Origin of the sequence: Pseudomonas sp. 31 R 17, assembly GCF_900004915.1 — a bacterium.
Taxonomy (GTDB): domain Bacteria; phylum Pseudomonadota; class Gammaproteobacteria; order Pseudomonadales; family Pseudomonadaceae; genus Aquipseudomonas; species Aquipseudomonas orientalis_A.
In genome coordinates, this window is the sequence record NZ_CVTN01000077.1 from 61,306 (window position 1) to 78,596 (window position 17,291).

Genomic DNA, 17,291 nt, shown 5'->3' on the forward strand with positions numbered 1-17,291 from the left:
CCGTTACCGCAGAAACGGATATGTACTCGGTCCAATCCAGCATCCTGGTCGGCCCAGAGGCCGCCATCGGGGGCAAGCCCCCTCCCACATTTGAGGCCGACAAAGCCCCACATTGGGCCCCCCGCCCACCCTAGAACGCCAGTTTGTAACCCACCGCCATCAACATCACCGCCAGACACGGACGCAGCACACCATCCGGAATCCTGCCCGTCATATGACTGCCCAGATAAATCCCCGGCAGCGAGCCCATCAGCAGAAACCCCAACAGATGCCAATCCATATTGCCCATGCTCGCATGGCCCAGCCCCGCCACCAGAGTCAGCGGCACCGCATGGGCGATCTCGGTACCCACCAGGCGGCGCGTAGCGAGAAACGGATACAGAATAAACAGCGCCACGGTCCCCAGCGCGCCGGCGCCGATGGACGTCAGCGCCACCATCGTGCCGAGCACCGCGCCCGTCACCACCGTCAGCGCATTCAGATTGCGCGGGCGCATGGCGTAGTCGTCACCGGCATGGCGCTGGGCGAACGCCAGCAAACGTTGCTTGAACAGAATCGCCAGGGCCGTCAGCAACAACACCACGCCCAGCGCCTGCTTGATCACCGCATTCATCGCGCTGGGGTCGGTGTGCAGGCTGGCGAGGAACCACAGGGTCAGCAACACTGCCGGCACGCTGCCCAGGGTGAGCCAGCCGGTAATGGTCCAGTCGATGTTCCTGTTCTTGCTGTGCACCAGCACCCCACCGGACTTGGTGATGGCGGCATACAACAGGTCAGTGCCCACGGCGGTGGCCGGATTGATGCCGAACCACAACAGAATCGGCGTCATCAACGAGCCCCCACCGACGCCCGTCATGCCTACGATAAACCCTACGATCAGGCCGGCAACCACGAACCCCACATTACCCACATCCATCAAAGCTACCTGCGGCCTTATAAATTTCTGGCGGCAGGATAGCGATTTTTCTTATAACCACTTATATCAATATGATCTGACTTTATGCTTTTTTTAAAAACCCAACTTTTTTTGCACACCGCTGCATCCAATCGGCATGCCTCCCGAGTAGCAGTCAATGTAACCCTGCTGTCCTACCCAATGGAGAAACACCATGCACGTTAAAGCACTGCTTTGCTTGACCAGTTTGCTCATCGTCGCACCTGCCGCCTTTGCGCAGGCCGGCGTGCCCGACGGCATCAAGGTGCCGGATGGCCATAAGGTGACGATGGAAACCACCGGTGTCGGCGAAATTACCTACGAATGCCGCGACAAGGCCAACGCGCCGGGCCAGACCGAATGGACCTTCGTCGGCCCCAAGGCGGTGCTCAACGACCGTAATGGCAAGGCAGTGGGCAGTTATTTCGGCCCGCCCGCCACCTGGCAGGCCCAGGACGGCTCAACGATCACCGGCACTCAACTGGCCGTGGCACCGTCGAGTCCGGGCAACCTGCCCTATCAGTTGGTCAAGGCCAATCCGGCCGAGGGCAAGGGCGCCATGACCGGCGTGACCTATGTGCAGCGGGTTGCGCTCAAGGGCGGCGTGGCACCGGGTACGCCATGCACCGTCGCGAACAAGGGCCAGCAGGAACGCGTCAAGTACCAGGCCGATTACATTTTCTGGGCAGCCAACTGAACAAACTCGGCTACGCTGGCCATGCAGGAGCGAGCACGCTCGCGCCTGCAGAGGACGGTCGTTCACTCAGTGGCAGGAAATGTTGGCTTGGCTGAAATCATCTTTGATTACGAAATGTGCCTGTTGGCCTGCGCCCGTGGCGATCAACGCGCCCTGCATCAGCTCTACGAGCATGACAGCAGCCGCTTGCTCGGCGTGGCGCTGCGCATTACCCGAAACAAGGCTCAGGCTGAAGACATCGTGCACGACGCCTTTATCAAAATCTGGCACGGCGCGCGCAGTTTCGATCCCGATCGAGGCTCTGCACGCGGCTGGGTGTTCAGCGTGACTCGGCACCTGGCCCTGGACAGTGTGCGCAATACCGGGCGCGTGGTGCCCCTGGATGATCAGGACGAGCCACTTGCCGAACCTGCCGATACCTTTGAATTCGCCGCGCGCTCCGGGCAAATCCACCACTGCCTGGAACGCCTCGAGCCGGCCCGCCGCAGTTGCATCCTGCATGCCTACGTGGACGGTTACTCCCACAACGAAATCGCGCAGAAACTGAGTACGCCATTGGGCACCGTCAAAGCCTGGATCAAACGCAGCCTTGCCGCCTTGCGGGAGTGCATGGCATGAACGACACACTTGATGAACTGGCCAGTGAATACGTGCTGGGCACCCTGCCCGCCGAACAGCGCAGCGAAGTCCGGCAACGTCTCAAGCACGATGCGGCACTGCGTGCGGCAGTGGATGCCTGGGAGCAACGCCTGTTGCCCCTCACGGCGCTGGCGCAACCGGTGCGCCCTTCGGCACAAGTGTGGCGGCGCATCGAACGCCACCTCGCAGCCCCGCACAACCACATGGCGTGGTGGAACTTGCTGGCATTCTGGCGTGGCCTGGCCGCTGCGGGGTTGATGGCAACCGTAGTACTGGGCACGTTGCTGCTGATACGGCCGCCCATTGCCGAACCCAGCTTTTTGGTGGTGCTGGTGGCGCCGCAAAGTCAGGCACCCGGTTGGGTGATCCAGGCCAGCGATAACCGGCAGATCCAGTTGATTCCACTGGGCGTGATGCAGGTGCCGGCCGACAAGGTCCTGCAATTCTGGACCAAGGCCGATGGCTGGCAGGGGCCGGTGTCCCTGGGGCTGGTCAAGCCGGGCCAGACGTTGTCGGTGCCACTGGACAAGCTGCCACCGCTGGCGCCGAATCAATTGTTCGAGCTGACGCTGGAAGACCCGAGCGGCTCTCCCACCGGTAAACCGACCGGGCCGATCCAGGCCATCGGCCGCGCGGTCAAGGTGCTTTGATCAATCGACAGTAGGCAACCACACGCGAAACCGCGCCCCGCCCAACGGTGAAGCCTCGGCGGTCAAGGTGCCGCCCTGGGCTTCCAGGGCCCGCCGGCTGATGGCCAGGCCCAGGCCAAAGCCCCCGGTGGCGCGGTCGCGGCTGCGGTCCAGGCGATAGAACGGCTCGAAGATGCGTTCGCGCTGGTCCGGCGGAATGCCGATACCGTCATCATCCACGCGAATTTCACAGCCTTTGGGGCAGACCTTGACGCCGACCTGGATGCGCTTGTCGCAGTAACGCGTGGCATTGCGCAACAGGTTCTGCAGCGCGCGGGCTGTGAGACGCGGATCGAGGCTGAAGCCCTCCACGGCGCAGTCGAGCGCGACCTCGATGACGATCTCGGGGTTTTCCAGCTCATCGTCGACACTGCCCAATACGCTGTCGATGAACTCATCCAGCACCACCTCCACGCGTTCCGGCAACTGCGCCGGGTTTTGCAGGCGGCTGTAGGACAGCAACTCCAGCACCAGCTCATCCAGCTCACGAATATGCGCCACCAGGCCCTGCAAGCGTTCCCGGCTGGCCGCCGGCAAATCTTCCGATAGCGCCAGGGCCAGGCCGAAATCCAGGCGCGTCAGCGGTGTGCGCAGCTCATGAGACACCGCGTTAAGCAGGTCGCGCTGCTGGTTCAACAGATGTTCAATGTCATTGGCCATGGCGTCGAACACTGCCGCCAGGCTGCCGATGCTGGAACTCGGCGGGATCTGCGTGCGTTCGGCCAGGTTGCCCTTGCCCAACTGCGCGGCGGTGCTTTTGAGACGCTCCAGGTCGCGCCAATGGGGGCGCAACCACACCAGCAAGCAGGCCAGCAGCGCGGCGCCGACCAGCACGTTCATCGACCAGTACAGCAGGTTCATGTCCAGCGGGTCCGGCGGGATGATCAGTTTGACCGCGAATTGCTCGTTGATCGGCGAGCTGACTTCCTCCATCCAGCCCCACTCACCCAGGCGGACCACCGGTTTGCCCTGCTCCAGTAACCGCTCCTCGGCGGGCGTGTAACGCGCGTCCTGGCGCAGCAGCAATTGCACCTTCAATGGCGCGAAGTCGCGGCTCAGTTGCTCGGTGACCTGCGACCAGCGTTCCACCGGCGCGCGCAGGTATTGCTTGACGATAAGCGTTTGCTGGCCACGGGACTGTTCGACGTTGTAGTTCAGGTAGCGGTGTTCAAACAGCTGGATCACCAGCTTGGGGATCAGGAAAATCGCCGCGCTGTAGGTGACGATAGTGATCAGGTAGAGGCGCAGCAGGACACGAAACATGGCTCAGCATTCCCACTCGGAACGGCTGAACAGGTAGCCCTTGCCCCACACCGTCTTGATCTTGCGTGCTTCACCGGCGTGGTCGTCGAACTTGCGGCGCAGCTTGGAGATGGCCACGTCCACCGAGCGGTCGGTGCCATTGAACTCGATACCGCGCAGACGCTGCAGGATCTGGTCGCGACTGAGCACTTCACCGGCATGCCGCGCCAGTACCACCAGCAGGTTGTACTCGCCGCTGGACAACTCCACCGCCTGCTCGCGCCAGGTGACGCTGCGCTCGGACAGGTCGATGCACAGGTTGCCCATGATGATGCGGTCGCTGGCCACCTGGGGCTCCGACAGGCTGCTGCGGCGCAGCAGGGTGCGCACACGGGCGAGCAGCACGCGAGGCTCACAGGGTTTGGTCACATAATCGTCGGCGCCCATTTCCAGGCCAAGGACCTGATCGTGGCTGTCGTCACGGGCCGTGAGCATCAGGATCGGCAGGCCCGCCGAGTCCGCGCGCAGCAGACGGCAGACCTGCAGGCCGTCGAGGCCGGGCAGCATCAGGTCGAGGATCACCAGGTCCGGCGGGTTCAGCCGCGCCTGCTCACGGACCAGGTCGCCACGGCTGAGCACGCTGACATGGTAGCCATTGCGCTCCAGGTAGCTGGCAATCAACTCGGAGAGTGCGGCGTCGTCTTCCACCAGGAGGATGTTGGGCATGAAGGTGTTTCCAGAAAATACAGTGAGGTGTCGTACACAAATCCATGTGGCAAGGTGGCAAGCCCCTCCCACATTTGATCTTCATTGCAAGCAAGGTTGTGCAAGGATATACGCCCTCAGCGCCCCGCGCCCCGACCCTTACATTTCTTCACACACGACCTACACAGCTTCACAGCACCACGGCGCAGGTGACTTTAGGATGCGCCAGTCAATATTGGGATAAGAGCATGTCAAAGAATCTATTTGCGCCGTTTTGCCTGCTGGCCCTCACACTGGCGCTGAGCGCGTGTGGTCAGTCAGCAGACGAAGCGCCACAAATGCCGCTGGCCAAAGTGCGTGTCGAGACGCTGCAGGCCAAGCCCCTGTCCATCACCAGCGAATTGAGCGGGCGCATCGCCGCGCCGCGCATTGCGCAAGTGCGCGCCCGGGTTGCCGGGGTGGTGATGCAGCGCGTATTCAATGAAGGCCATGACGTGAAACAGGGCGACGTGCTGTTCCGCATCGACCCGGCGCCCTTCAAGGCCGACCTCGACAGCGCCCAGGCCAACCTGAGCAAGGCCGAGGCCAATGCATTCCAGGCACGCCTGCAGGAGCAGCGCTACAGCCAGTTGGTGGAAGGCAACGCCATCAGCGGCCAGGACTACGACAACGCCCGCGCCGCCCTGCGCCAGACCAGCGCAGAGGTTGCCGCGCAAAAGGCTGCCGTCGAGCGCGCCAGGCTGAACCTGGGTTACGCCACCGTGACCGCGCCGATCTCCGGGCGCATCGGCCGTGCCCTGGTGACCGAAGGCGCGCTGGTCGGCCAGAACGAAGCCACGCCGCTGGCGGTCATCCAGCAGTTGGACCCGATCCACGCCGACCTGACGCAGTCCACCCGCGAGCTCAATGACCTGCGCCGTGCCTTCCGTGCCGGCAGCTTGAAGCAGGTCGGCCAGGACCAGGCCAAGGCCACCCTGATCCAGGACGACGGCAGCCTGTACCCATTGCCGGGCAAGCTGCTGTTCGCCGAAATCAGCGTCGACCCAGGCACCGGGCAGATCATCCTGCGCAGCGAGTTCCCCAACCCGGACCTCGACCTGCTGCCCGGCAGCTTTGTGCGGGTGCGCCTGGAACAGGCGGTCGACAAACAAGGCCTGAGCGTGCCGCAACGCGCCGTCACCCGCGACAGCGCCGGCATCCCCATGGTGCTGTTGCTGGACGGCGAGCAAACCGTGCGCCAGCAGCCGGTGGAGTTGGGCGCGGTGATCGAGGATCGCTGGATCGTCAGCAGCGGCCTCAAGCCCGGTGACCGCATTGTCGTCGAGGGCCTGCAACATGCACGCCCCGGTGAAAAAGTTGAAGTGGACGACAGCCCGCTCGTGAAGGAATAACCCGCCATGCCGCAGTTCTTTATCGACCGCCCGATCTTCGCCTGGGTGGTGGCCTTGTTCATTTTGCTGGCCGGCGTCCTCGCGATCCCGCAATTGCCGGTGGCCCAATACCCCAACGTCGCGCCGCCGAAGGTGGAAATCTACGCGGTGTACCCTGGCGCTTCGGCCCAGACCCTGGATCAAAGCGTGGTCAGCCTGATCGAGCAGGAGCTTAACGGCGCCGATCACCTGCTGTATTTCGAGTCCCAGAGCAGCCTGGGCTCGGCGACCATTACCGCCACGTTCCAACCGGGCACCAACCCGGAGATGGCCCAGGTGGATGTGCAAAACCGTCTCAAGGCGGTGGAGTCGCGCTTGCCGCAAGCCGTGACGCAACAAGGCTTGAAGGTGGAAAAAGTCTCGGCCGGCTTCCTGCTGCTGGTAACGCTGACATCCGAGGACGGCAAGCTCGACGACGTGGCGCTCAGCGATTACCTGGCGCGCAACGTGATGAACGAACTCAAGCGCCTGAACGGGGTGGGCAAGGCCCAGCTGTATGGCGCCGAGCGCGCCATGCGCATCTGGATCGACCCGCAGAAGCTGATCGGCTTCAACCTCACCCCGGCCGACGTGAATGCCGCGATCAGCGCGCAGAACGCTCAGGTCTCCGCCGGCAGCATCGGTGATCTGCCCGCGACAAACACCCAGGAAATCACCGCCGCCATTCTGGTCAAGGGCCAACTGTCGACGCCGGCGGAGTTCGCCGACATCGTCCTCAAGGCCAACCCTGACGGCTCTACCGTGCGCATCGGCGACGTGGCGCGGGTGGAAGTCGGCAGCCAGGAATACCAGTTCTCCACGCGCCTGAACGGCAAGCCGTCCACCGCCGTCAGCGTGCAGCTGTCGCCCGGCGCCAACGCGCTGAACACCGCGAACCTGGTGCGGGCGAAGATGGACGAGCTGTCGCGCTTTTTCCCGGCCAATGTGGAATACAAGATTCCGTACGACACCTCGCCGTTCGTGAAGGTCTCGATTACCAAGGTGGTCTACACCTTGCTCGAGGCGATGGCGCTGGTGTTCGCGGTGATGTTCCTGTTCCTGCAGAACGTGCGCTACACCCTGATCCCCACGCTGGTAGTGCCGATTGCGCTGATGGGCACCTTCGCTACCATGCTGTTGCTGGGCTTTTCGATCAACGTGCTGACCATGTTCGGCATGGTGCTGGCGATCGGCATCCTGGTGGACGATGCGATTGTGGTGGTGGAGAACGTCGAGCGGATCATGGCGACCGAGGGCCTGTCGCCCAAGGAGGCGACGAAAAAGGCCATGGGCCAGATCACCGGCGCCATCATCGGTATCACCCTGGTGCTGGTGGCGGTATTCCTGCCGATGGCGTTCATGCCAGGCTCCGTGGGGGTGATCTACCAGCAGTTTTCGCTGTCGATGGCCACCTCGATCCTGTTCTCGGCCTTCCTGGCCCTGACCTTGACCCCGGCCCTGTGCGCCACCTTGCTCAAGCCGATTGCCCAGGGCGAGCACCATGCCAAGGGCGGTTTCTTCGGCTGGTTCAACAAGCGCTTTGACCAACTCACCAATCGCTATGAAGGCTGGGTGGCGTACGCCCTCAAGCGCAGCGGCCGCTACCTGCTGATCTACCTGGTGCTGCTGGTGGGCCTGGGGCTGCTGTTCAGTCGCCTGCCCTCCTCGTTCCTGCCGGTGGAAGACCAGGGCTACACCATCACCGATATCCAGTTGCCGCCGGGCGCGAGCAAGAACCGCACGGTGCAGGTGGCCGAGCAGATCGAGGCGCACAACGCCACGGAACCGGGGGTGGGCGATACCACCATGATCATGGGCTTCAGTTTTTCCGGCTCCGGGCAGAACGCGGCGCTGGCGTTTACCACGCTCAAGGACTGGTCCGAGCGCGGCGGCGATGATTCGGCTTCGTCGATTGCCGACCGCGCCAACATGGCCTTCAGCGAGCTCAAGGATGCGATTGCCTTCGCGGTCCTGCCACCCCCGGTGGACGGCCTTGGTACCTCCAGCGGCTTCGAGTTCCGCCTGCAGGACCGTGGCGGCGTCGGCCACGCGGGGTTGATGGCCGCGCGCACCACGTTGCTCAACGCTGCCGCGAAAAGCCCGATCCTGGCCAACGTGCGCGAAAGCGCCCTGGCCGAAGCGCCGCAGATACAGCTGGAAGTGGACCGCAAGCAGGCCAATGCGCTGGGCGTGCCATTTGCCGACGTCGGCAATGTATTGTCGTCGGCCATCGGTTCGGCCTATATCAACGACTTCCCCAACCAGGGGCGCATGCAGCGCGTGGTGGTGCAGGCCGAAGGCGACCAGCGCAGCCAGGTGGCGGACCTGATGAAGATCAACGTGCGCAACAACGCCGGGAAAATGGTGCCGCTGTCGGCGTTTGTCGCAGCCAAGTGGACCCAGGGCCCGACGCAGCTGACGCGCTACAACGGCTACCCCGCCATCGCCATCAGCGGCGAAGCGGCGCCAGGGCACAGCACCGGCGAGGCGATGGACGAAATCCAGCGCCTGGTCAGCCAGTTGCCCGCAGGTTTGGGCCAGGAATGGACCGGGTTGTCCTTGCAGGAACGCCTGTCCGGTTCCCAGGCGCCGATACTGTTGGGCCTGTCGCTGCTGATCGTGTTCCTGTGCCTGGCGGCCTTGTACGAGAGCTGGTCGATCCCGACCTCGGTATTGCTGGTGGTGCCGCTGGGCGTACTCGGGGCGGTACTGGCGGTGAGCTTGCGCGGCATGCCCAACGATGTGTTCTTCAAGGTCGGCCTGATCACCATCATCGGGCTGTCGGCGAAGAACGCGATTTTGATCATCGAGTTCGCCAAGGACCTGTATGACCAGGGCGAAGACTTGATCGACGCCACCTTGAAAGCCGCGCGCCTGCGCCTGCGCCCGATCATCATGACCTCGCTGGCGTTCATCCTCGGCGTGGTGCCGCTGGCGATTGCCACCGGGGCCAGCTCGGCGAGCCAGCAGGCGATTGGTACGGGGGTGATTGGCGGGATGATTACGGCGACGCTGGCGGTGGTGTTTGTGCCGGTGTTTTTTGTGGTGGTGATGAAGCTGGTGCGCAGGCGCCACAAAACCACTTAGTCCAGCCAAGCGCGGTAGAAAATGTGGGAGGGGGCTTGCCCCCGATGACGGTGTGTCAGTCAGTGTGTTTGTGACTGATCCACCGTCATCGGGGGCAAGCCCCCTCCCACAGGGATCTGCGATAACTGACTGGCATACGGGCAAGCCCCCCTCCCACAGGGTTATCGATCAAGTTCATGATCAAGTACAACCGAATAAGCTATGGTGCTCAAAACTACCCAGTATGAGCCGCCATGCCCTTCCTCGCCCGCACCCACCCTCGCCTTTCATCCGCCGCCGTGCTGGGCCTTGCCGTGGGCCTTCTGGTGCCGGCCGAGGCGTTGGCCAGCAAAATCCTGATCGGCTGGAACGCCGGCGTCTGGACCTACCTGGTACTGATGCTGTGGCTGACCATTCGCGCCAAGGCCGAGGACGTCAAGCGCATCGCCGAAATCGAAGACGAAAACGCCGGGCTGGTGCTGTTCATGGTGTGCATCGCCGCCATCGCCAGCCTGGCAACCATTGCCTTCGAATTGGTGGGCAGCAAAGACCTGGCCCCCAGCGAGCGTCTGTTGCACTACGGCTTCACCGGCTTGACGGTGATCGGTTCGTGGCTGCTGATCGGGGTGATCTTCAGCGTGCACTACGCCAGGCTCTATTACACCTGGAGCGGCAAGGAACCGGCCCTGCGCTTTGCCGAAGGCTTGCTCACGCCCAACTATTGGGATTTTCTGTATTTCTCCTTCACCATCGGCGTGGCGGTACAGACCTCGGATGTGGGCGTCGCCACCCGTGGCCTGCGCAAGGTCGTGCTGGGGCAATCGTTGATCGGCTTTGTGTTCAATACCGCGATCCTGGGGTTCTCGATCAATATCGCCGCCGGCCTGTTTGGCTGAGCTGCACAAACCTTCTAGACGTCAGGCCGCCCTGCGACGTTAATGACGGTACTGACTCATTCTCGGTGTTCTATGGCCGCGCACAATTGGATCGACCTGTCCCAGGACGCCGACACCGGCATCGAGACCCTGCGCGCGCATTTTGAGGGCCACGCCTATGATCCGCACTGGCACGACAGCTACCTGATCGGCGTCACCGAGCAAGGCGTGCAGCAATTCAACTGCCGCCGCACGCGCCATAACAGCGTACCCGGCCAGGTGTTTTTGTTAGAACCCGGCGAGTTGCACGACGGCGACGCACCCACCCCGGACGGCTTCACCTATCACATGCTCTACCTTGACCCGCACTGGTTGGCGCGCGAAGTGAGCGCGGTGTTCGAAGAGGCGCCGCCACACAGCCAGTTGAGTTTTGCCAGCACCCTGACCAGCGATCCGCGCCTGGCCCTGGCCACCAGCCAGGCGTTCCAGACCCTGCACAGTGGGGAGTTGCGCATTGTGCGGCAACGCGCCATGGACCAGCTGCTGGAGCGCCTCACCGGCCAACTCCACTGGCGCACCCGCTACCACGAGGACCCGCGCTTGCCGCAGGTGGCGTACAAGGCCCGGGACTACCTGCATGCCCACCTGCACGCCGACGTCGGCATGGACCAACTGGCCCTGGCCTGCGGGGTCGACCGCTTCCGCCTCAGTCGCGCCTTCAAGAGCGCCTTCGGCCTGCCGCCTCACGCCTACCTGGTGCAATTGCACCTGGCCCGCGCCCGGCATTTGCTGGCCAGGGGCGAGCAACCGGCGGATGTGGCGATTGCCCTGGGTTTTGCCGACCAGAGCCACCTGGGCCGCTGGTTCGTGCGCGCCTACGGCCTCACGCCCGCCGCGTACCGCAAGCGCTGCTCAAATCTTCCAGACAGCTAATGCACAGGCTTGTGAACATGGACGCCATCGAGTGTTTTTGGAGTTGCTGTCATGTTCGCGTTTATCTTGTTCGCCTTTGTGGCGTCTATCACCCCCGGCCCCACCAATATCCTGGTGCTGAGCAACAGCGCACGCTATGGCCTCAAAGCCGCTGTGCCGATCATTTTCGGCGCGTGCGCCGGGGCTGCCGGCCTGGTGTTGCTGGTGGGGACCGGGTTCGGCCAGTCGCTGGTGCAAGTGCCCGGGGTGCAGGCCGCGATGCAATGGATCGGTGTGGCCTGGCTGACCTGCCTGGCCTGGCAAATCTTCAGCGCGCCTGCCCGAGCCATCGAGGTGCATGGCGTCGAAAAGCCCCTCGGCCTGATTGGCGCCGCCGCGCTGCAATTGATCAACCCCAAGACCTGGATGATGGCACTGGCAGTGGTGAGCGTATTTGCCGGCAACGGTGAGGCGCGCCAGGGTCAGGTAGTGGCCCTGTCCCTGATTTTTTTCCTGATATCCCTGCCCTGCCTTGGCGCTTGGGCGCTGCTGGGCGTCGGATCGTCGCGGGTGTTTCGTTCAGCCGGGGCGATGCAACGCTTCAACCGGGGCATGGCCCTGTTGCTGCTGGTCGCGACCTGGCTGAGTGTGGTGGTGTGATAGGCCGGCTATCGGGCTTTGTCCTACAACAACTTGACGACTTTCCTCATTTGATGGTTTCCTGAAACCGGTTTCAGTGATTCCAATAAAAATAGAAGGTCGATCACCGTGAACAACTTTTCTGCCGCCCGGCGCAGCCGCGTGACCATGCTTGATGTCGCTGAACGCGCCGGGGTGTCCAAAGCCAGCGTGTCGCGTTTTATCGGCGACGACCGCGCCCTGCTCTCCGACGCCATCGCCCTGCGTATCGAGCAGGCCATCGCTGAACTCGGCTACCGCCCCAACCAGATGGCCCGTGGCCTCAAGCGCGGGCGCACACGCCTGATCGGCATGCTGGTGGCCGATATCCGCAATCCCTATTCCATCGCGGTGATGCACGGTGTCGAAACCGCCTGCCGCCAGCACGGTTACAGCCTGGTGGTGTGCAACACCGACCGCGATGACGAGCAGGAACGCCAGCACCTGGCGGCACTGCGCTCGTACAACATCGAAGGGCTGATCGTGAACACCCTCGGCCATCACCTCGACCAACTGCTGGAACTGCAACGGGAAATGCCCCTGGTGCTGGTGGACCGCAAGGTCGAGCCGCTGCACAGCGACCTGGTGGGGTTGGACAACCCGGCGGCGGTGCGCATGGCGGTGGAGCACCTGGAGCAACAGGGTTATCGCGACTTGCTGCTGGTCAGCGAAGCCACTGATGGCACCAGCTCGCGCCTGGAGCGCCTGGAGAGTTTCAAGGCCGAAATCGCCCGGCGCCCGGCGTTGACCGGTGCCATGGTCGAACTGGATGGCGAGCTGGAAAGCCGCCTGCGAACCTTTCTGGCCAAGCCCGGCCCCAAGGCGCTGTTTTGCGCCAACGGTGTTGCTGCGCTGGCCTGCACCCGCGCGCTGAAAAACCTGGGCTGCAACCTGTTCGATGATGTCGGCCTGATCGCCCTGGATGACCTGGAATGGTATCCGCTGGTGGGCAACGGCATCACCGCCCTGGCCCAGCCCACCGAGGCGATTGGCGCCACCGCGTTTGACTGTCTGCTCAAGCGCCTGCGTGGCGACACAGCCCCCACCCGTACCCTCGATTTCCTGCCCCAACTGATCATCCGAGGCTCCACCCAACTCCCTGTGGGAGGGGGCAAGCCCCCTCCCACATTTTGCTCTGCGGATAAAAATGAAACCGGTTTCAGAGGTAAACAATAATGCATGAATATCCCGTCTCCATCAGCCTTTCCAGCTACGGCGCCGACCTCGTGCGCCAGCAGGGCCAATTGAGTTTTGTCGCACTGTTGAGCGCCGCCGGTGCCCGGCGCATCGAGTGGCGTGAAGAACTGCTCACCACCGAACAGCCCGACACGCTGGCCCGCGCCGCCGCCGAGCAAGGCCTGGACTCGGTGTTTTCCTCGCCCCTGGAACTCTGGGTGGCCGGGCGTGCCCAGCCCAATCCGGACCTTGCCGCCACCCTCGACCGCGCCCAGGCCTTCGGCTCGGGCTGGCTGAAAGTCTCCCTGGGTTACTTCACCGACACCAACGACCTGGAGAGCCTGCAGGCCCTGCTCGATCGCCACGCGGTCAAGCTGCTGGTGGAAAACGACCAGACCCTGCACGGCGGCCGGATCGAGCCGATGCAACGCTTCTTCACCGAGGTCGAACGCCTGGGCCTGCCTGTAAAGATGACCTTCGACATCGGCAACTGGCAGTGGCAGGACCAGTCCGCCCTCACCGCCGCGCGCCTGCTGGGCCGGCATGTGGACTACCTGCACTGCAAGGCCGTCGCCCGTCGCGCGGACGGCAAGCTGGTGGCCGTGCCGCCCGGCGCCACCGATTTGCATCTGTGGGAACAACTGCTCACGCACATGACTCAAGGTATTACCCGGGCGGTGGAGTTTCCGCTGCAGGGCGATGACCTGGTCGAGGTCACCGCACAACAGGTCGCCACCCTCGCCCGCCTTGGCCAACCCCGTGTGGAGAATGCCCATGTCTGAGATCGATATCCTGTCGTTTGGCGAGACCATGGCGATGTTCGTCGCCGAGCAGACCGGTGACCTGGCCCAGGTCGGCCAGTTTCACAAACGCATTGCGGGCGCCGACAGCAATGTCGCGATTGGCCTGTCGCGCCTGGGTTTCAATGTGGCGTGGCTGAGCCGGGTGGGTGATGACTCCCTCGGGCGCTTCGTCGTCGACACCCTGGCCAGCGAAGGCCTGGACTGCGGGCATGTGAGCGTCGACCCGCTGCACCCCACCGGCTTTCAGCTCAAGTCCCGCGAAGAGTCCGGCGCCGATCCCCAAGTGGAATATTTCCGCAAAGGTTCGGCGGCCAGCCATTTGTCGGTTGCGGACATCCACCCGGCCCTGTTGCAAGCGCGTCATCTGCATGCCACCGGAATTCCGCCGGCGTTGTCCGAGGCCACCCGCCAATTGTCGGTGGAGCTGATGACGCAGATGCGCAAGGCCGGGCGCAGCGTGTCATTCGACCCGAACCTGCGCCCGTCCCTGTGGCGCAGCCAGGCGCAGATGATCCGTGAAATCAACGCCCTGGCCGGCCTGGCGGACTGGGTATTGCCCGGCCTCGGCGAAGGCCGTCTGCTCACCGGCTTCGATGACCCGGCGGATATCGCCGCGTTCTACCTCGACAAAGGCGCCGAAGCCGTGGCGATCAAGCTCGGCCCCGATGGCGCCTATTACCGTACGCAGATGGACCAGGGCTTTGTCGCCGCTGTGCGCGTGGACACGGTGGTCGACACCGTCGGCGCCGGTGATGGTTTTGCCGTGGGCATGATCAGTGCCCTGCTGGAAAACGCGAGTTTTCCCGAGGCGGTACAACGCGGCAACTGGATCGGCAGCCGCGCCGTACAGAGCCGTGGCGACATGGAAGGGCTGCCCACCCGCGCCGAACTACCCCACCGATCCGTTGCATAACCCACTACCTGTTGCCACAACTACAACAAGCTCAGGAGCAACCTTATGGAAACCGCGAAACTTGCCACCCGCCGTTGGTGGTACATCATGCCCATCGTGTTTATCACCTACAGCCTGGCCTACCTGGACCGCGCCAACTATGGCTTCGCCGCCGCCTCCGGGATGGCCGAAGACCTGATGATCACCCCGGGCATGTCGTCCCTGCTCGGCGCGCTGTTTTTCCTCGGCTACTTTTTCTTCCAGGTGCCGGGGGCGATCTACGCGCAGAAGCGCAGCGTCAAGAAACTGATTTTCGTCAGCCTGATCCTGTGGGGCGGCCTGGCCACCCTGACGGGCGTGGTGTCCAACGCCTACATGCTGATTGTGATTCGCTTCATGCTCGGGGTGGTCGAAGCCGCGGTGATGCCGGCGATGCTGGTGTACCTGTGTCACTGGTTCACCCGTGCCGAACGCTCGCGGGCCAACACCTTTCTGATCCTCGGCAACCCGGTGACCATGCTGTGGATGTCGGTCGTCTCGGGCTATCTGGTGCAGCATTTCAGCTGGCGCTGGATGTTTATCATCGAGGGCTTGCCGGCGGTGCTGTGGGCATTTATCTGGTGGAAGCTGGCCGATGAGCGCCCCAAGGATGCCAAGTGGCTGAGCGACAGCGAAAAGCAAAGCCTGGAAAGCGCCCTGGCCGCCGAACAGGTAGGTATCAAGGCGGTGAAGAACTATGCCGAAGCGTTCCGCTCACCGAAGGTGATCATCCTCGCGCTGCAGTTCTTCTGCTGGAGCATTGGCGTGTATGGCTTTGTATTGTGGTTGCCATCGATCCTCAAGGCCGGCCTGAAAATGGACATGGTCGAGGCCGGCTGGCTGTCGGCGCTGCCGTACCTTGCCGCCGTGATCGGCATGCTGGTGGTCTCGTGGGGCTCGGACAAGCTGCAAAAGCGTAAACGCTTCGTGTGGCCGCCGTTGTTGATTGCCTCGATTGCGTTTTATGCCTCCTATGCACTCGGCGCGGAACACTTCTGGTGGTCCTACACGCTGCTGGTGATTGCCGGCGCGTGCATGTACGCGCCGTATGGTCCGTTCTTCGCCATCGTCCCGGAAATCCTCCCGGCCAACGTCGCCGGTGGCGCCATGGCGCTGATCAACAGCATGGGCGCGCTGGGCTCGTTCGGCGGCTCCTACCTGGTGGGTTACCTCAATAGCAGCACCGGCTCGCCCGGTACCTCCTACCTGCTGATGAGCGGTGCATTGCTGCTGTCGGTGGTGCTGACAATTTTCCTCAAGCCGGGTGCCAGTGACCGTGAACGCACGCCCTTGGCCACCCTCGACATGAAGGCCCATTCCTGATGAAAAAATCCGTGGTTTTATACAAGAAGCTGTCTGCGCCGCTGATGGCGCGCCTGCATGAGCAGGCCGACGTGACGCTGATCGACGCACTGGACGAGCCAGGCCTGGCCCGCTTGCGCGACGCCCTGCCAGGCGCCCACGGGCTGCTGGGCGCAAGCCTGCGCCTGGATGCCGGACTGCTCGACCTGGCGCCGAAACTGGAGGCGGTGGCGAGTGTCTCGGTGGGCGTCGATAACTACGATATCGACTACCTTACCCAACGCGGCATCCTGCTCAGCAACACGCCGGACGTGCTCACCGAAACCACCGCCGACACCGGCTTTGCGCTGATCCTGGCGACTGCCCGGCGCGTGGTGGAACTGGCCGACCTGGTGCGCGCCGGCCAATGGAACAAGAACATCGGCCCGTCGCATTTCGGCAGCGACGTGCACGGCAAGACCCTGGGTATCATCGGCATGGGACGCATCGGCGAAGCCCTGGCCCAGCGCGGGCACTGTGGCTTCGGCATGCCGGTGATCTATCACAGCCATTCGCCCAAGCCTGCGGTAGAAGCCCGCTTTGGCGCGCAGTACCGCAGCCTGCGGGATTTGCTCAAGGAAGCCGATTTCGTCTGCCTGACCTTGCCGCTCACCGCCGAGACCGAGAAGTTGATCGGCGCCGAGGAGTTCGCGCTGATGGGTCCGGAGACGATCTTCATCAACATTTCACGGGGCAAGGTGGTCGACGAAGCGGCGCTGGTCGAGGCCTTGCAGCAGCGCACCATTCGCGCCGCCGGCCTGGATGTGTTCGAGAAAGAACCGCTCGATCACGCGTCCCCGCTGTTGCGCTTGAACAACGTGGTGGCGACGCCGCACATCGGCTCGGCGACCCATGAGACGCGCGAAGCGATGGCCAGGTGTGCGGTGGATAATCTGTTGCAGGCGTTGGCGGGCGAACGGCCGCAGAATCTGGTGAACGCGGCCGCCTGGGAACGATAGCGCCCTGACAACAGGGTTCAAATGTGGGAGGGGCGGTGCGACGATTCGACTTGTCCCCGATGGCGGCCTCTGGGCCGACCAGGATTTTGTGTCGATCCCGGCCCAAATGTGGGAGGGGGCTTGCCCCCGATAGCGGCCTTAGGGCTGGCCGGGATGTTGGATTGGGTTGAGTACATATCCGTTTCTGCGGTAACGGCTGCTATGGGTTCCGCTTTTACAGCGGCTCACTTTTGAA

The 17,291-nt window shown here is 63.3% G+C and carries 16 protein-coding genes; 13 read left to right on the plus strand and 3 right to left on the minus strand.

The genetic code is table 11. The features are described 5' to 3' along the window. Positions 1-130: 130 nt before the first annotated feature. On the minus strand, positions 131-916 hold the full coding sequence (locus BFP89_RS20920; protein WP_065887360.1) for a sulfite exporter TauE/SafE family protein: 786 nt from the start codon (positions 914-916) through the stop codon (positions 131-133). 193 nt (positions 917-1,109) lie between these two features. Between BFP89_RS20920 and BFP89_RS20925 the strand changes: the two genes are divergently transcribed. The 3 genes from BFP89_RS20925 to BFP89_RS20935 all read left to right on the plus strand — a co-directional run bounded on the left by BFP89_RS20925 (position 1,110) and on the right by BFP89_RS20935 (position 2,920). Then, entirely contained in the window at positions 1,110-1,631 is a 522-nt protein-coding gene (locus BFP89_RS20925) for a DUF3455 domain-containing protein (RefSeq protein WP_065887361.1), read from the plus strand. 87 nt (positions 1,632-1,718) lie between these two features. Continuing rightward, entirely contained in the window at positions 1,719-2,249 is a 531-nt protein-coding gene (locus tag BFP89_RS20930; protein WP_065887362.1) for a sigma-70 family RNA polymerase sigma factor, read from the plus strand. Further along, the gene (locus BFP89_RS20935; protein ID WP_065887363.1) at positions 2,246-2,920 is read left to right on the plus strand and encodes an anti-sigma factor; all 675 of its coding nucleotides are present in this window, start codon (positions 2,246-2,248) and stop codon (positions 2,918-2,920) included. The genes BFP89_RS20930 and BFP89_RS20935 overlap by 4 nt, the downstream gene beginning before the upstream one ends. Here BFP89_RS20935 and BFP89_RS20940 read toward each other — a convergent pair whose 3' ends face one another. Then, positions 2,921-4,222 carry an ATP-binding protein gene (locus BFP89_RS20940; protein WP_065887364.1) on the minus strand — a complete coding sequence of 434 codons (1,302 nt, stop codon included), beginning with the start codon at positions 4,220-4,222 and terminating at the stop codon, positions 2,921-2,923. 3 nt (positions 4,223-4,225) lie between these two features. Next, on the minus strand, positions 4,226-4,927 hold the full coding sequence (locus tag BFP89_RS20945) for a response regulator transcription factor (protein WP_065887365.1): 702 nt from the start codon (positions 4,925-4,927) through the stop codon (positions 4,226-4,228). A gap of 227 nt (positions 4,928-5,154) precedes the next feature. On the opposite strand from BFP89_RS20945, the gene BFP89_RS20950 reads away from it, so the two are divergent. The 10 genes from BFP89_RS20950 to BFP89_RS20995 all read left to right on the plus strand — a co-directional run bounded on the left by BFP89_RS20950 (position 5,155) and on the right by BFP89_RS20995 (position 17,056). Beyond that, on the plus strand, positions 5,155-6,297 hold the full coding sequence (locus tag BFP89_RS20950; protein WP_065887366.1) for an efflux RND transporter periplasmic adaptor subunit: 1,143 nt from the start codon (positions 5,155-5,157) through the stop codon (positions 6,295-6,297). 6 nt (positions 6,298-6,303) lie between these two features. Further along, complete coding sequence (locus tag BFP89_RS20955; RefSeq protein WP_065887367.1) at positions 6,304-9,402, plus strand: efflux RND transporter permease subunit; 3,099 nt, start codon at positions 6,304-6,306, stop codon at positions 9,400-9,402. 233 nt (positions 9,403-9,635) lie between these two features. Beyond that, positions 9,636-10,277 (plus strand): DUF1345 domain-containing protein, encoded by a 642-nt coding sequence (locus BFP89_RS20960; protein ID WP_065887368.1) that lies wholly within the window; start codon positions 9,636-9,638, stop codon positions 10,275-10,277. 72 nt (positions 10,278-10,349) lie between these two features. Next, positions 10,350-11,189: an AraC family transcriptional regulator gene (locus BFP89_RS20965; RefSeq protein ID WP_065887369.1), complete on the plus strand. Its 840-nt coding sequence runs from the start codon at positions 10,350-10,352 to the stop codon at positions 11,187-11,189. Positions 11,190-11,240: 51 nt separating this feature from the next. Next, a complete protein-coding gene (locus BFP89_RS20970) occupies positions 11,241-11,828 on the plus strand; it encodes a LysE family translocator (protein WP_065887370.1) in 588 nt (195 codons plus the stop codon). 108 nt (positions 11,829-11,936) lie between these two features. Continuing rightward, a complete protein-coding gene (locus BFP89_RS20975) occupies positions 11,937-13,022 on the plus strand; it encodes a LacI family DNA-binding transcriptional regulator (protein WP_305119638.1) in 1,086 nt (361 codons plus the stop codon). Next, positions 13,022-13,804: a sugar phosphate isomerase/epimerase family protein gene (locus BFP89_RS20980; RefSeq protein WP_065887371.1), complete on the plus strand. Its 783-nt coding sequence runs from the start codon at positions 13,022-13,024 to the stop codon at positions 13,802-13,804. Before BFP89_RS20975 ends, BFP89_RS20980 begins: the two co-directional genes overlap by 1 nt. Further along, positions 13,797-14,738 (plus strand): sugar kinase, encoded by a 942-nt coding sequence (locus tag BFP89_RS20985; RefSeq protein ID WP_065887372.1) that lies wholly within the window; start codon positions 13,797-13,799, stop codon positions 14,736-14,738. The genes BFP89_RS20980 and BFP89_RS20985 overlap by 8 nt, the downstream gene beginning before the upstream one ends. A 45-nt stretch (positions 14,739-14,783) precedes the next feature. Continuing rightward, the gene (locus BFP89_RS20990) at positions 14,784-16,079 is read left to right on the plus strand and encodes an MFS transporter (protein WP_065887373.1); all 1,296 of its coding nucleotides are present in this window, start codon (positions 14,784-14,786) and stop codon (positions 16,077-16,079) included. Beyond that, positions 16,079-17,056: a 2-hydroxyacid dehydrogenase gene (locus BFP89_RS20995; RefSeq protein WP_065887374.1), complete on the plus strand. Its 978-nt coding sequence runs from the start codon at positions 16,079-16,081 to the stop codon at positions 17,054-17,056. The genes BFP89_RS20990 and BFP89_RS20995 overlap by 1 nt, the downstream gene beginning before the upstream one ends. The last annotated feature ends 235 nt before the right edge of the window (positions 17,057-17,291 follow it).

Coding starts and splice junctions, on each gene's coding strand:
- BFP89_RS20920 (WP_065887360.1), bottom strand. CDS start 916: ATGGATGTGGGTAATGTGGGGTTCGTGGTTGCCGGCCTGATCGTAGGG.
- BFP89_RS20925 (WP_065887361.1), top strand. CDS start 1,110: ATGCACGTTAAAGCACTGCTTTGCTTGACCAGTTTGCTCATCGTCGCA.
- BFP89_RS20935 (WP_065887363.1), top strand. CDS start 2,246: ATGAACGACACACTTGATGAACTGGCCAGTGAATACGTGCTGGGCACC.
- BFP89_RS20940 (WP_065887364.1), bottom strand. CDS start 4,222: ATGTTTCGTGTCCTGCTGCGCCTCTACCTGATCACTATCGTCACCTAC.
- BFP89_RS20945 (WP_065887365.1), bottom strand. CDS start 4,927: ATGCCCAACATCCTCCTGGTGGAAGACGACGCCGCACTCTCCGAGTTG.
- BFP89_RS20950 (WP_065887366.1), top strand. CDS start 5,155: ATGTCAAAGAATCTATTTGCGCCGTTTTGCCTGCTGGCCCTCACACTG.
- BFP89_RS20955 (WP_065887367.1), top strand. CDS start 6,304: ATGCCGCAGTTCTTTATCGACCGCCCGATCTTCGCCTGGGTGGTGGCC.
- BFP89_RS20960 (WP_065887368.1), top strand. CDS start 9,636: ATGCCCTTCCTCGCCCGCACCCACCCTCGCCTTTCATCCGCCGCCGTG.
- BFP89_RS20965 (WP_065887369.1), top strand. CDS start 10,350: ATGGCCGCGCACAATTGGATCGACCTGTCCCAGGACGCCGACACCGGC.
- BFP89_RS20970 (WP_065887370.1), top strand. CDS start 11,241: ATGTTCGCGTTTATCTTGTTCGCCTTTGTGGCGTCTATCACCCCCGGC.
- BFP89_RS20980 (WP_065887371.1), top strand. CDS start 13,022: ATGCATGAATATCCCGTCTCCATCAGCCTTTCCAGCTACGGCGCCGAC.
- BFP89_RS20985 (WP_065887372.1), top strand. CDS start 13,797: ATGTCTGAGATCGATATCCTGTCGTTTGGCGAGACCATGGCGATGTTC.
- BFP89_RS20990 (WP_065887373.1), top strand. CDS start 14,784: ATGGAAACCGCGAAACTTGCCACCCGCCGTTGGTGGTACATCATGCCC.
- BFP89_RS20995 (WP_065887374.1), top strand. CDS start 16,079: ATGAAAAAATCCGTGGTTTTATACAAGAAGCTGTCTGCGCCGCTGATG.